This is a genomic window from Brevibacillus laterosporus (genome assembly GCA_007833815.1).
Lineage (GTDB): Bacteria > Bacillota > Bacilli > Brevibacillales > Brevibacillaceae > Brevibacillus_B > Brevibacillus_B laterosporus_D.
The window spans coordinates 4,681,627-4,696,419 of the sequence record CP033464.1; the positions used below are offsets into that span (position 1 = coordinate 4,681,627).

12 protein-coding genes and 1 pseudogene are annotated in these 14,793 nt (G+C 41.5%); all 13 read right to left on the reverse strand.

Features of this window, described 5'->3' with window-relative positions; genetic code table 11:
* Window positions 1-29: 29 nt before the first annotated feature.
* Window positions 30-1,088 (reverse strand): recombinase RecA, encoded by a 1,059-nt coding sequence (gene recA / locus EEL30_23050; protein QDX94910.1) that lies wholly within the window; start codon window positions 1,086-1,088, stop codon window positions 30-32.
* Window positions 1,089-1,262: 174 nt separating this feature from the next.
* Window positions 1,263-2,852: a DEAD/DEAH box helicase gene (locus tag EEL30_23055; GenBank protein QDX94911.1), complete on the reverse strand. Its 1,590-nt coding sequence runs from the start codon at window positions 2,850-2,852 to the stop codon at window positions 1,263-1,265.
* Between the two features lie 16 nt (window positions 2,853-2,868).
* Window positions 2,869-4,112 (reverse strand): annotated as a pseudogene (locus EEL30_23060) (competence/damage-inducible protein A).
* Window positions 4,113-4,131: 19 nt separating this feature from the next.
* On the reverse strand, window positions 4,132-4,707 hold the full coding sequence (pgsA, locus tag EEL30_23065; GenBank protein QDX94912.1) for a CDP-diacylglycerol--glycerol-3-phosphate 3-phosphatidyltransferase: 576 nt from the start codon (window positions 4,705-4,707) through the stop codon (window positions 4,132-4,134).
* Window positions 4,708-6,051, reverse strand: a complete 1,344-nt coding sequence (gene rimO / locus EEL30_23070) for a 30S ribosomal protein S12 methylthiotransferase RimO (protein QDX94913.1) — start codon at window positions 6,049-6,051, stop codon at window positions 4,708-4,710.
* A gap of 244 nt (window positions 6,052-6,295) precedes the next feature.
* Complete coding sequence (locus tag EEL30_23075) at window positions 6,296-7,216, reverse strand: helix-turn-helix domain-containing protein (GenBank protein ID QDX94914.1); 921 nt, start codon at window positions 7,214-7,216, stop codon at window positions 6,296-6,298.
* Window positions 7,217-7,228: 12 nt separating this feature from the next.
* On the reverse strand, window positions 7,229-8,020 hold the full coding sequence (locus tag EEL30_23080; GenBank protein QDX94915.1) for a DUF3388 domain-containing protein: 792 nt from the start codon (window positions 8,018-8,020) through the stop codon (window positions 7,229-7,231).
* 333 nt (window positions 8,021-8,353) lie between these two features.
* The gene (locus EEL30_23085; protein ID QDX94916.1) at window positions 8,354-8,611 is read right to left on the reverse strand and encodes a DUF3243 domain-containing protein; all 258 of its coding nucleotides are present in this window, start codon (window positions 8,609-8,611) and stop codon (window positions 8,354-8,356) included.
* Window positions 8,612-8,720: 109 nt separating this feature from the next.
* Entirely contained in the window at window positions 8,721-9,455 is a 735-nt protein-coding gene (locus tag EEL30_23090; protein QDX94917.1) for an SDR family oxidoreductase, read from the reverse strand.
* A 25-nt stretch (window positions 9,456-9,480) separates the two neighbouring features.
* Complete coding sequence (locus tag EEL30_23095) at window positions 9,481-10,764, reverse strand: insulinase family protein (GenBank protein ID QDX94918.1); 1,284 nt, start codon at window positions 10,762-10,764, stop codon at window positions 9,481-9,483.
* A 1-nt stretch (window position 10,765) separates the two neighbouring features.
* Window positions 10,766-12,061, reverse strand: coding sequence for an insulinase family protein (locus EEL30_23100; GenBank protein ID QDX94919.1), 1,296 nt, complete (start codon window positions 12,059-12,061; stop codon window positions 10,766-10,768).
* Window positions 12,062-12,481: 420 nt separating this feature from the next.
* Entirely contained in the window at window positions 12,482-13,645 is a 1,164-nt protein-coding gene (locus EEL30_23105; protein QDX94920.1) for a LysM peptidoglycan-binding domain-containing protein, read from the reverse strand.
* A gap of 192 nt (window positions 13,646-13,837) precedes the next feature.
* A complete protein-coding gene (locus tag EEL30_23110) occupies window positions 13,838-14,791 on the reverse strand; it encodes an ABC transporter permease (GenBank protein QDX94921.1) in 954 nt (317 codons plus the stop codon).
* Between the last annotated feature and the right edge of the window lie 2 nt (window positions 14,792-14,793).

Genomic DNA, 14,793 nt, shown 5'->3' on the forward strand with positions numbered 1-14,793 from the left:
GCACAGAATACGACAGGCTTACATCACTTCTACTCTAAATCAAAAGCTGGCTCTTCATCCTGCTCTGGATCGTGAATCTCTTCACCCTCTGGGATGGAATTAGGATTCAGGCTGTAATATTCTCGAATTTTTTGGTCAATCTGAGCTGCAATAGATGCGTTCTCTTTCAAGAACTGTTTTGCATTTTCACGACCTTGACCTAACCGCTCTTCATTAAATGCATACCAAGCACCGCTTTTTGCAACGATGTCCAACTCAGCTCCAATATCTAGAATACTTCCTTCTTTAGAGATACCTTCTCCATACATAATATCTACTTCGGCTACTTTAAACGGAGGAGCCACTTTATTTTTCACAACTTTAATTTTCGTTTTTGTACCTACTACATCGTTACCTTGTTTAATGCCCTCTGCTTTACGTACATCAAGACGCACACTAGCGTAGAACTTCAAAGCACGACCACCAGGAGTAGTTTCTGGGTTACCAAACATAACACCGACTTTTTCACGCAACTGGTTAATAAAGATCGTAATAGTTTTCGACTTATTGATAGCACCAGAAAGCTTACGTAACGCTTGAGACATCAAACGCGCTTGTAGACCAACGTGAGAGTCTCCCATTTCCCCTTCGATCTCCGCTTTAGGAACCAAAGCTGCTACGGAGTCTACTACGATAATATCTACAGCACCAGAGCGTACCAGAGCTTCCGCAATTTCTAAAGCTTGTTCGCCCGTATCTGGTTGAGATAAAAGTAATTCTTCTATGTTAACACCTAATTTAGCAGCGTAAACAGGGTCTAAGGCATGCTCGGCATCAATAAAAGCTGCTTGTCCGCCTTGCTTTTGTACCTCTGCAATGGCATGAAGCGCAACCGTTGTTTTACCAGAGGATTCTGGTCCATAAATTTCAACAATACGACCACGTGGGAAACCGCCAACACCAAGTGCTATATCAAGAGCTAAAGCCCCTGTTGAAACTGTAGAAACTTGTGTATTTGCCATCTCCCCCATCTTCATGATAGAGCCTTTCCCGAACTGTTTTTCTATTTGTCTTAAAGCACTCTCTAACGCAGCGCGACGATCTGACAATAGTGACACTCCCTTTCTCGTTCCACTCAACTTTTTCTTATGTATGTATCATACATCGAGATAGAGGGGTTTGCCAAGTATTTTTTACGAACAAATATTCGTATAGGAATTATGTAGAAAAAAGAAGGCATTTTCACTCAACCTTTGGGTGAAAATGCCTTCTATATAGGTAAATTATGATTTACGTGTTCGTGGTTTTGCAGGCTCCAGATTAATGCGTTTGCCGTTAATCCGCGTCTGTCTTAACGCCTCATACACAAACGGAGCAACATCCTCTGGAACTTCCACAAACGTAAAGTTTTCAAAAATATCAATCCGTCCTACTGATTTTCCTGGTATGCCTACTGATTCAGAAATCTCTCGTACAAGATCTTGAGGCTTCATGTTAACGTTTCGTCCGACATTAAGGAAGAACCTAACCATTCCTTTTGCTGCACCTGTTTCACCAAAGTTATACCCTTCTTCGTCATCATTTCCACTTGGATCACTATGGAACGCAAGGTGTAGAGCGGCGGCTGCAACTTTAGCTGGATCGTACTCCTGCATTAAATCGCTAACAATCTCTTGGTACATAGCATTCGTAGAATCACTTGCAATTAATGAGCGCAGCTGTTCACGTAACTGTATACGTTTACGCTCAGCAATCTCTTCCAAAGTGGGCACGGTGCGGGTAACCATGGATGCCTTGGTCTGTTTCTGAATCACCATCAGTTGACGCATCTCCCGTGGAGTGACTAGCGTCATGGCAATCCCCTTGCGCCCAGCCCGACCCGTGCGGCCAATTCGATGCACGTAGCTTTCAGGATCTTGTGGAATATCATAATTGATAACATGAGACACATTACCTACATCAATTCCACGAGCCGCTACATCTGTAGCAATCAAGAACTCGATGGTGCCTTCACGGAAAGCTTTCATCACTTTGTCGCGTTGTGCTTGAGATAAATCACCATGTAAGCCGTCTGCCAAATAGCCACGTGCTTGCAAGGCTTCGCTCAATTCATCTACACCACGCTTCGTTCTACAGAAGATGATTCCAAGCTCTACATCCTGACTATCCAGAATACGGCAAAGACTCTCCCGTTTATTGCGTTCAAATACTTTATAATACACTTGTTCAATAGAAGGTGCTGTAACCTCTTCACGACTGACAGCCACAATTTCAGGGTTTTTCATGTATCGATGAGCTAAACGCTTGATTTCAGGAGGCATCGTCGCTGAGAAAAGCAAGGTTTGACGCTCTGCTTTCATGTGACTAAGAATCGTCTCAATATCTTCAATAAAACCCATATCCAGCATTTCATCCGCTTCATCAAGAACAAGCATCTTTACATTTTCAAGCTGTAGGGTTTTACGACGCAAATGATCCAAAACACGTCCAGGCGTACCAATAATCACATGCACGCCTTGCCGAAGCGCACGAATCTGATGGCTAATCAATTGTCCTCCATAGATAGGTAAGGTGCGAATTTTTTTGTGTTTGCAAATTCGAACCAATTCTCCTGCTACCTGTATAGCCAGTTCGCGTGTTGGAGTTAGAACAATTGCCTGTATGCGATTGTTAGCTGGATTTAACGCTTCAGCTAGTGGAATCCCAAACGCAGCTGTCTTTCCTGTTCCGGTCTGAGCCTGTCCGATTAGGTCGCCACCCTCTAAGATTTTCGGGATGCAAGCAGCTTGAATTGGTGATGGTTCTTCAAAGCCCATATCATGAATAGCTTGCAACACATTTTTATGTAAAGCAAAATCTGAAAAAATCGTCATGATAGTCACCTTTCTTTTAGTCGTTACAGTGAAGCTGCTGGAACGTGTAATATAGAGCATACTTGGCGACACGTCCAATTATAGCTCTGCGTTGTCCCGCTACTTGCACCTTTTTTATCAAAGTAGGCTGATTCTCACTGGCGATTCCGATATAGACCAGTCCTACAGGTTTCCCCTCGGAAGATTCAGGTCCTGCTACACCGGTAACAGAAACGCCATAGGTCGTGCCCATCTTTTGACGGATATTCTCAGCTAAAAGCCGAGCAGTAGTTTCGCTGACAGCTCCTTCTGTCTCAAGGACTTTAAGAGGCACATCCAGCCACTGATGTTTCATTTCATTACTATAGCAAACAATCCCCCCCGATATACCTGCGACGCACCAGGTATCGAGGTAAGCAGTTGAGAAACAGCACCTCCTGTACAGCTTTCGGCAAAGGAGATCGTCTGTTGCTTCAAAAGCAGTTGTTCATATAACACCTGATGTAAGGGAGATTCTCCTACTGCATATATAAACTCGCCTACACGGTTACGAATCTCTTCTTCAACAGGTTTTACTAAACTCTCTGCTTCTTCCACAGAAGTAGCTCGTGCTGTAACGCGCAACGTCACCTCAAATTCCTTGGCATACGGGGCAATTGTCGGATTGGATTGCGCTTCAATTAGGTCAATCAGCTTTGCTTCTAATAAAGATTCTCCTATACCAAAAAAGCGAAAGACACGAGAATGAAAGATTTGATGCTCATTACCTAGAGAAGCCAAAAATGGCATCAAATAATTTTCCACCATCGGATACATTTCGCTTGGAGGACCTGGCAACAAGACATAGTTTACACCCTCTTGGGTAATCCCCATTCCTGGTGCCATTCCATAATCATTGTCAAAGACCGTCGATCCCTCAATCACAAGGGCTTGCTTACGATTGTTTTCCGTCATATCAATACCGCGTCGGTCAAAAAAATCACGAATGTTCGCCATTGCTTTCTCATCCGTGACTAGCTTGTGACCCAGATGGTCGGCCACTACGTCTTTGGTTAAATCGTCCTGCGTAGGGCCTAACCCTCCGGTAAAAATGATGAGATCGGAACGCGATTTCGCACGCTCTATCACTTGAAGCATTCGTTCATAATTATCGCCAACTGTAATGTGATAATAAACATTAATTCCTACTTCTGCTAACTTTTGTGATAAAAATTGTGCGTTTGTATTAGCAATTTGTCCAAGTAACAACTCAGTCCCAACCGCGATTATTTCCGCTTTCATCACTCTTCATCCCAATCTTTTACGAATATTGAATGACATTACGATTCTTGGCAAAATAGTCATAACCCGACCAAAGGGTGATCAAGACCATTGCCCAGATCGCAATTTTGTCAAAAGGTACACCGACAAACCCAAACGGGAAATTGTTCATCATTAATACAGTAATCGCAATGATTTGCACCCATGTCTTAATTTTTCCCCAAGCGCTTGCGGCAATAACTTTTCCTTCCGCCGCTGCAATCATTCGAAGTCCCGTCACTGCAAATTCCCGACTGATAATCACAATAACGACCCACGCTTCAATTCGTTGCATCTCTACAAGAGAAATAAGCGAAGCCGATACCAACAATTTGTCCGCCAATGGATCTAAAAACTTGCCCAGATTCGTAACAATCTTCCGCTTACGGGCAATGTACCCATCTAGACCATCTGTGCTGGCTGCCAAGATGAATACCAAAGCCGCTATCAGCTCATTGTACGTCATAGTTAGAGTCCCGATGGTAAACGTGCCAAATTTGTATTCTACTAGTAGAAAAAACATGACGACAGGAACCAGAAAAATTCTGGCAAGCGTGATGCGGTTGGCAAGATTCAACTAAATAACCTCCCCAGCTAGATCATAATCGTATGAGTGGGTAATACTCACCTTTACGATCTTACCTAATTCTCCTTGATAGTTAGAAATAAAGACTTCCCCATCGATCTCTGGAGCATCGTATTGGGTACGGCCTACGTAAATATTGTTTCTGCCTTCGTATCTCTCTACTAGGACATCCAATACTTTACCCACGTGTTGACCATTCTTTTCGTTGGCAATCTCGCGTTGAATTTCCATCAATATGTTAGCGCGTTTTTCCTTGACATCTTCATCAATCTGATCAGGCAGGCGTGTAGCAGGAGTATCGTCCTCATTTGAATAAGTAAACACACCTAGACGATCAAACTTAATGTCTTTCACGAAATCACACAACTTCTGGAAATCTTCTTCCGTTTCACCTGGGAAACCAACAATTAAAGAGGTTCTCAAAGCTACATCCGGTACTTCAGCGCGGATTTTAGCAACAAGTTCACGAATATCGGTTTGACGTCCTGGACGGCGCATCCGTTTCAAGATACCATCCTCTGAGTGTTGCAAAGGCATATCAATATATTTACAAACTTTTGGGTTTTTAGCAAACGTTTCAATTAACTCGTCTGTAAAGAACCCTGGGTATGCATAGTGTAGTCGAACCCACTCAATACCGTCTACTTCAGAAAGTCTGTTCAATAGTTCAGGCAACATTAGCTTGCCGTATAAATCCATACCGTAGTTGGTTGAGTCCTGGGCGATCAGCGAAATTTCCACAATGCCTTTCGTTGCCAGATATGTCGCTTCCTCTACGATAGATTCAATGGAACGACTTCGAAATTTACCGCGCATGAGTGGGATACTACAGAATGTACAGTTGTTATCGCAGCCCTCTGCAATCTTTGTATATGTCGTGTAGGTTCCTTCTTTTACCTTGCGTTTAATAACTTGTTCGTAGTTAAATACAGGATTTCCGATCAGACTTGTACGCTTACCAATGAGAGTGTCTTCAATCACATTAATAATTGACATGAAATCACCGGTTCCCACAATACCATCCACTTCTGGGATCTCATTTAATAAGTCTTCTTTATAGCGTTGGGTTAAACAGCCAGCTACTACCAATGACTTTAACTTTCCGCTCTCTTTTAACTCAGCCATGTCCAAAATCTTGTTAACGGATTCTTCTTTTGCTGCATCGATGAATCCACAGGTATTCACGATAACGACTGTTGCATCATCCGGATTATCAACTAACTCGTAACCCTTTTCATCGATCAGATGTGCCATCATATCTGAATCGACCAAGTTCTTCTCACATCCCAAGGTCACAATGGCAACCTTTTCACGGGGTGTTGTTTTTTCGGTCATTTCTCTTCCTCCAATTGCATATTCCAGCCCAAATTCACCTAACCAGTATAATATAAGGCAAGGTGAGTAGTCAAAAAGGGTAACACTTAAAAACAACTGTTTTCAGGCGTTCAAAGCACATTTTCCCATCTATCCAAGCCTGGTTGTACACACAATAAAGATAAGGAATAAACGCTCCTCCTACATAGAAAAATCCCGTCCCACTTTTGAAAGTGAAACGGGATGATGAAGCTTATAGCAAGCTTTACGGCGCTGGAATTTCTTCCTTTTGCAAGGTGAAATTAAACTTAGCTGTCTGCGCTTTAATGTCACTCATGGTAATCGGCACTTGATTAACTAGCACTTCAACCGCAGGAGAATATCCAAGATGTAAAAAGGCAGTATCCTGAGCATCTACGGTTTTTTCTTCCCCTTTTTGCAGGGTAGCTTCAAACAGCTTTTTACCAGAATCTTTATCCCGCACCTGCACCCAACAAGCACCATGGGTTGCTTTAATCGTTACTGAGATTTTATCTGTATTACCAACTTTATAATTGTAATACTTTCCTTGTTGTGATTCAAAGGTAAGTGTACTAGTCCCCTCATCGGGCTCAGGAAGATTCGTCTCGGGAATAGTTCCATCCGGAGGCGTGGTAGTTGCTGGCGGTGTAGCTGTTCCAGGGGTAGTTGGAGCCTGTCCCTGACCTGGTGTTTGATTCGGTGTAGGAACCCCTCCCCCACCTTGGGTGGTATCAATAATACCTTCAGGAGGTCTTTGAACAGTAGGTGGTGTATTATCCCGATTCACTAACGCCATGTAAACAACACCAACAACTAAGATGATAAACAGAGTTAACAAAGTAGGAGCTACCCACCTACCAGTTTGAAAAGGGGATCGCCTTTGAACCACATGGCGTCGTTGTAGTCGTTCCACCTGTTCTTGCGAAGGTTGGGATGGCAAGTCGGCCTGGTAATGCTCCACGATCTGATTAGGATCCAATCCTACCGCTTCCGCATAGCTTTTAATAAAAGCTTTGGCATAAAAGTGGCCGGGCAACATGTGAAAATCTCCCCGCTCAATCGCTTCTAAATATCTGGTTTGGATTTTGGTCATTTTTTGTATATCATTGAGCGAGATTCCTTTTTCTTCTCGTGCTCTCTTCAATACGTGGCCGAGCTCAGACACAATGTAGCCTCCTTACGTCATTTCGAAGTCATTAAAACTTCTCGTGTTGATTAAATCATATGTAATCTCTTCATCAGGATGATGTCTCAATTCAATAATGTAGTGGAAGTCAGACAGCTTGTACTCTGTCTCTCTTGCAAAAATGTCAGGGTGTTCAATGACTTTAGTAGCTGGGAAAGCCATAATTTCACGCAACAAGCTGTGGTGACGTTCCGTAGAGCGCATGGTTGAGACAATCCCATCAATCAAATATACATGATTGGCTGTCATTTCATCAACGGTCAAGGAACTGCGAACTGTTTGTCGCAGTAATGTTGATGAAATAAACGTCCAACGCTTATTGGAGGATACACTGGCTGCAATCATAGACTCTGTTTTACCAACTCGAGGCATTCCACGAATCCCGATTAATTGATGGCCTTCTTTTTTAAATAACTCTGCAAGAAAATCAACCAGAATCCCCAATTCGTCACGAATAAAGCGAAATGTTTTTTTGTCTTCCGCATCACGTTCAATATAACGTCCATGACGAACAGCTAGACGGTCAAGCATAGTAGGCGGTCGCAGCTTGTTAATTTCAATATTACTTACTTTTAACAACAAGCTACGTAAGGCTTCTATCTTATCATTGTCATCTGTGGATAATAACATTCCTCGCGTGTTGGTTTGAACACCATTGATTGTACGAATGTTGATGTTAAGCATCCCTAGAATAGAAGCTAAGTCTCCAAGCAGACCAGGACGATCCTTAATCAAGCGATATTCTAGATACCACTCAAAAAATTCTTTCTCCTCCGTGAGCATCATGTATCCCCTTTTTCTGTAAGAACAATCCTATTGTTCTTCCCCCGTGATAGATGGCTTTTCAACAATAGTATACCATTTGCAGGTAGAAGGACAAAGAAAAAATGCAGAAAACATGCCAACAATGCTAATAAAAAATCTTTTATTACACTTTATAACATCCCCCTTATTTATCAATAATCATTTATATGCTAGCTTACACTTTTTATACCATCATAAGAAAACTTGTTTCCATCAAACCTTTACTGGGATCTTATTTGCTTCTAATCGTACAAAAAAACAGCCCTTACGCTGTTAATACGTAAGAGCTACTTGTTTCGAAAAAATCATCATTTATTCTTTTTGACCATCGCTCACAATTTTAACCATTACGCTAGCTATCGCACGACGTTGCTCGTCATCTCCAGCATCCCACAATTGTTTAAGTAAACGTTCTTGTTCGTTTTTCGGATCAACCTGATCTGCAAGGTATCCACCGATTTGATATGCTACATTTTGGATGGTATCGGAGTTCATACCAGCTTGTGTAGCTTGTTGGACGCGTTCAGACAAAAAACCTTTCCAATCACCAAAGTTATCAAGTACTGACATCCAAATCCCTCCTTAGCACTCTTCGGACCATTTCTCATGTCCGTTCAAAATTAGAATGCGTTTTTGTTTTGATTTTTATGCAAGAAGGAAAGGAATGTACTGTTACAGCTTACATATGCCATCCTCCATTAACGGAGACGGTTTGACCCGTGATATATCCTGCTTCTTTTTGTAATAAGAAAGAAACGGCTGCGGCTACCTCCTCTGGCTGACCCAATCGTCCCATAGGAATTTCTTCGCATAAGTCTTCTTTTTCTTCTGAAGTAAACCGATCCATCATCCCACCTGAAACAGCACCTGGTGATACCGCATTGACTGTAATATGGTTGAGAGCTACCTCCTTGGCTAATGCTTTTGTAAAGCTAAGGATGGCCCCTTTTGTCATGGAATACAGAACTTCACACGCGGCTCCTGTTTCTCCCCAGATAGAGGAGATGGTAACAATTCGCCCAAATCTCGCCTGTAGCATCGCAGGAAGTCCTTGCTGTGAGACAAAAAAACAAGAGCCCATATTAACTCGAACCAATTCATCAAACAACGCCGGGGTAACATCGTTTACTAAGCCTACATGATCAATCGAAGCATTATTAATTATATAAAGCGGCTTTATTGGCATCTGAGTGAACATCGATGTAACCGCCTCTGGTTGAGATAAATCAGCTTGCAAAGCAATAGCAGGCACATCTTTTTTTTGACAATAAGATAGCAGTACATTTATTTTTTCTACTTGTTTGTTGTAATGAAGGTACAGCGGGATCGATTCGTCTGCTAGCTTCTTGGCAATAGCTTGCCCAATCTCACCGGAAGCTCCTGTGACTAACGCCCATGCTTGCTTGTCTTCCATCTATTTCTCCTCTTCCCAACGATGCCTAAGACTGTGAACGCACGATAGAGACAGCCATCTGACTTTCTTGCAAATGGTCATGCATGCGTTGTTGTACATCCTCTAACGTAATTTTTTCTAAAGTAGGTACGATTTCAAACAAATCAATCCCGTTAAATTTATAGCTAGTAAACTGATTAGCAATAAACTCAATGGAATTCAGTGAGCGCAAGAACAGACCAATTCTTCTCCGTTTTTGCCGTTGGAATGATTCCTCATCAATTCCACGCGATTTTGCTTCCTTAATTTCCTGTGTAATGACAGTAACTAACTTTTCTGGGTCAGGTGTATCTCCGCCTAAAATGGTATAGCCGTAATCAATCTCGTTGCTATAATCAAAATCAAAGGCTTCGGTAATTAGTCCTTTGTCATAATATTTTTGGTAAAAACTAGAACTGTTGCCGAACAGTAAATCCAACATCAGTTTTGTCGTTAATTCACGTTTTAACAGCTCTTCACCAAACAACTTGTTTGTAGCCTCTTTAAAACCGATGTAGATTTTAGGAATTGCCACGGAAAGATGGGCTTCTACAAGCTTTTCACCAACTTCGGGTGGTTCCTCTGGAAAAAAACGTTCAATGATCGGTGCTGGTGGAAAATTTTTAGCTTGCTGATTACTACGAATCAATTCACCAATCTGGTCTTTATCAAATCCCCCCACTACAAATAACACCATATTACTTGGATGATAGAATGTCTCGTAGCACTGGTATAACATATCTTTTGTTATGGGAGTAATGGTTTCAATTGTTCCCGCAATCTCAATTCGTACCGGATATTTTTGATACATCGCTTTTAACAGATTGATGTATACTTTCCAATCCGGATTATCATCGTACATCTGAATTTCTTGACCAATAATCCCTTTCTCTTTTTCAACACTTGCTTCCTCAAAATAAGGTTCCTGTACAAAATCAAGTAGTATCTTCAAATTGTCTTCTACTTTATCCGTAGAGGAAAAGAGATAGGCTGTCCGGTTAAAACTGGTAAAAGCATTATAAGAAGCACCATTTCTTGAAAAATCCTGAAATACATCACGGTCTTCTTTTTCAAACAGCTTATGCTCCAAAAAATGAGCAATGCCATCAGGTACATTAATGGTTTCCAGATTATTAAATCGAAAATGGCTATCATTTGAACCATAACGGGTTGTAAAAACGGCATATGTCTTACTAAAGCCCTCTTTTGGCAACAAATAGACTGACAAACCGTTTGGCAGTTTTTCATGATAGAGTGTCTCATTAAGCTGATCAAATGTTACTGTTTTCACCCTATTCTCCTCCCTTCTTATCACGCAATAGATAGATTGTATCCAGTTCAACCTTTTTAGCAACGTTTACGACATCTTGCACGCTAACTTTCTCAATTTCAGTAAGCAAGGTTTGCAAATCACGAGCTTTACCACTAATGACTCCATTATAGGCATATTCTACCATCATTTTTCCGCTATCAAGCAATTCTTTAAATTGGTTATATAACGTGGCTTTAGTCATATCCATCTCTTCTTGACTGATCTCGCCCTGCTCCATCATAGCGATTTGTTCCTTTATAATAGTCACAGCTTGTTCATAGTTCTTTGCATCAATACCCGACATCATCATAACTACGCCTTTATGACTTTCTAAACGGGATACTGCATAATAAGCCAAGCTAGCCTTTTCGCGCACATTCAAAAACAGTTTAGAGTGTGGAAAACCACCCAGAATCCCGTTATACACTAATAAAGCAGGATAATCGTCATCTTTGTAAATAATATTTGTACGGCATCCTATGTTTAATTTGGCCTGATTTACATCCATTCGATCCACAATCGTTTTTTGTTCCGTAACTTTTTTGGAAGACCGTTGAATATCTAGACTACTTTGACGTTGTGTGGATAGCTGTACGTGCTTCTCAAATAAAGAACGAATCTCATCTTCCTTCACATCACCCACTACGAATATTTCAATTGGGTTATTAACCATCAATTGATGATAATAATCGGTAAGGGAAGCGACATCTACCTTTGCCAAATGAGGCAAATCACCCAATGCAGAAATAGCATATGCTTCATCTTTAAACATTTCTTCCGTAATTCGTTGATTTGCATATCTCATTTTATCATTAACGATGCTTTCAATTTTCTTCGTTAGAGATTTTTTTTCTGCTTCAACATAATTACTGTCAAACTGATCGTGAACCAGATAAGGACGAGTCAGGATATCGCCAACGAACTGTATTGCGTCTTCCACAAGAGACTGTTTTCCACTTAAATACTTCTCATTAGGAACCTCCATATATACCTGTAGGACTTGGCGTTCCCCCTTTTTTGCTACATCTACGTCAAAAATAGCTCCATATAAATAATCAAGATGCTGACGAAGCTTCTGTGGTTCCGGAAAACGAGCCGTTGCACGCTTTAACACCATGGCAAGCAAAGCTGTTTTCGACGCATTCTCCTCTGTTAGTTCCTGTTCAATATTTACGATCATCGTGATTGATTTAAACTTTTCAGTCTGTAAGATATGTAGATTCATTCCGTTTACCTGAGATTTGGTAAAGGCAATTTCCTGTGCTTTTTCTGCCATTTAATTTGTCTCCCTCCTTGTTAACGTACCTATTTTCTATTTTACCCAAAACAGGTAGCTTTCAGCAAAATGATTACATCAAATGTATGCCATTCCTGGGTACACTTATACATAACAACTACGAAACGAAAAAAGACTGATGAGCTGATCTCAACAGTCTTTTTCCGGTCTATGACATTAGTTTAAAAATCACTTGTATCCCATTCACCTAGCATTTCTAAACTGTTATCGCTTGAATCGAAGCGTCCACAGTCCGGATTTAAGCATAGAATGCCATGTAATTGACTGTCCAAAAAAACATGACCGTTATCAAAACCACAGTATGGACATTCCCACATATTCATACACTCCTTATGCTCCATCTCTCACATTAGTTTGCCCGGAAATGGTTAGATTATGAGTTTTCACACATATTCATTGCTACTTAAGCGATTCCATCTCGATCGTTTCCAGATATTTAAGGTAATAATAGGGATTAACAGCTTCGCCTGTCGGATTGCTATAAAGTCCGAAATGCAAGTGGGGTGCAAACATACCCGTCGTTCCACTTGGGCCGTAGCCAGTATCACCTACAAAACCAATTAATTGTCCCGCTTTAACCGAACTACCCACCTTTATATTAGGAGCAAAAGCACTCAAATGAGCATAGTACATTCGATACTTACCAGAGGAGTGCGTAATATTTACTCTCCATCCCCCCATAGTATTCCATCCTAAGCGATTAATGGTGCCATCAGTCGACGAGAAGACAGGCATCCCATGAAAAGCCATAATATCAATGCCTTCATGATTTCTACCTTGTGCATCTGCTCCCCATACTCGTCCATCTCCATATGTATCGTAAACTTGTTCATACCATGTCCCTTTTTTTAATGGAAAAACACTTTGTTTGGGAGCTAACGATGGGTCCATGTTTTCTATATGCTGTTGCTTCGCTTTTTTATCTAATGGGCTCCATGTCTGTTCAGACTTGCTAACAACTGGAATGGTTAGCTTCATTCCCTGCCATACCTCATCCTTTGTTAGACTAGATTCTTTTTTTATCGATGAAATGGGTACACCGAATTTTTGACTGATGGACCAAAGCGAGTCCCCAGCTTGTACCGTATAAGCTGCTGTAGTAGGATTCGTTGAAACCATCGCTACCTTCGTCTTTTCATCATACTTTACCTGATAGCCCAATAACTCACTTATCGAGCGTAGAGGAACTAAAACACGGCCTTCTTTTACAATGGGATGAGCATCAAGCGTATGCTTTTTTCCATTGCCCCACGCTGTTTTTTGATTTACCTTATAAGTAATTTGTTCCGTTTCCGTCGTAATAAGTACTTGCTTGGTTGATGCCTCATACGTAACCTCTGCTTTGGAAGCTTCTGACACAGCTCGAATTGGCACCAACATACGGTTATTCACAATTTGTGGTGTTACGTCTGTTGTTATTCCTTTTCCATCTACCATTAAGAATATGCGGGGCACAGAAGTAGCCTGTACTTGCATAGGGGCAATCCAGAGCATTGAAAGCAAGGCAGTACCCACCATGCTACATAATATCCAACTGCCCGTACTCCTCAGTAATTTAGTCATGTAAGTAGCCTCCTTATCAAAGTCAAACATGCCCATTATCCCATAGGTTACAAACGGCTATCTATGCAAAATTACTGGAAAAAAGTAGCCTAACATGAAAAACCACCCTTCCAATAGGAAAGGTGGTTACATAAGGATACAAGTAAGCTTCACAATAATATATTCTGGTTAGAAATATAAGAGTAACGATTATTAACGAGAACCTGTTTCGTATGGTTCACCACTAGCTTTTGGAGCACGTGATTTACCTACCAGACCAGCAAGTACCAAAATCGTCAAGACATATGGCAACATGTAAATGAATTCAACTGGAATGTACTTCGTAAGCCCGAACACCTGTACAATCGTCTTAACAGCTTGGGCTAACCCGAAGAAAAGAGCTGCTCCCATCGCGCCTACTGGATGCCATTTACCAAAGATCATCGCTGCAAGCGCGATAAAACCTTGACCAGAAATGGTATTGTGCGAGAAGTTTGATGTAGTTGTTAGAGCAACAGTTGCTCCACCCAACGCAGCTAACGCCCCACTCAACATAACAGCAATGTAGCGAATACGAAATACATTAATACCAGCTGTATCAGCCGCACGTGGATGCTCCCCAACAGAGCGAAGTCTTAGACCAAACTGAGTTTTAAACAGTATGAACCATACAATTGCTACTGTGATAAATGCCAAATAACTTGTTGGATATGCTTGGAACAAAGCACGACCAAGGAAAGGAATATCACTCAAATACGGTATATCCCATTTAGAAAATACAACACTTAACGTTTTCGTTTGCCCAGCACCATCAAAGATGATTTTGGTGAGATATACAGCCAAACCTGTTGCCAAGAAGTTAAGAGCAACACCGCTTACTACCTGATTAGACTTAAAGGTAATAGAAGCCGCTGCGTGAGGCAGGGAAAAAATAATCCCGGCAACACCAGCTGCGATTAATCCAATCCAAGGTGCATAAGGTGCTGGTTCCATAAAGTAAGTAACAACCGCCCCAACGAAAGCTCCCATTACCATGAGGCCTTCCAGCGCAATGTTAACTACCCCGGAACGTTCAGAAATAACGCCGCCTAGTGCCGCGAAAATGAGGGCTGTGGAGAATACGATCGTGTCATGAAAAAGATCGCCACCAATGGTTAGCCATTGCATGT

Coding starts and splice junctions, on each gene's coding strand:
- EEL30_23105 (QDX94920.1), bottom strand. CDS start 13,645: ATGACTAAATTACTGAGGAGTACGGGCAGTTGGATATTATGTAGCATG.
- EEL30_23090 (QDX94917.1), bottom strand. CDS start 9,455: ATGGAAGACAAGCAAGCATGGGCGTTAGTCACAGGAGCTTCCGGTGAG.
- EEL30_23110 (QDX94921.1), bottom strand. CDS start 14,791: ATGCAATGGCTAACCATTGGTGGCGATCTTTTTCATGACACGATCGTA.
- EEL30_23055 (QDX94911.1), bottom strand. CDS start 2,852: ATGACGATTTTTTCAGATTTTGCTTTACATAAAAATGTGTTGCAAGCT.
- rimO (QDX94913.1), bottom strand. CDS start 6,051: ATGACCGAAAAAACAACACCCCGTGAAAAGGTTGCCATTGTGACCTTG.
- EEL30_23080 (QDX94915.1), bottom strand. CDS start 8,020: ATGCTCACGGAGGAGAAAGAATTTTTTGAGTGGTATCTAGAATATCGC.
- EEL30_23100 (QDX94919.1), bottom strand. CDS start 12,061: ATGGCAGAAAAAGCACAGGAAATTGCCTTTACCAAATCTCAGGTAAAC.
- EEL30_23085 (QDX94916.1), bottom strand. CDS start 8,611: ATGTCAGTACTTGATAACTTTGGTGATTGGAAAGGTTTTTTGTCTGAA.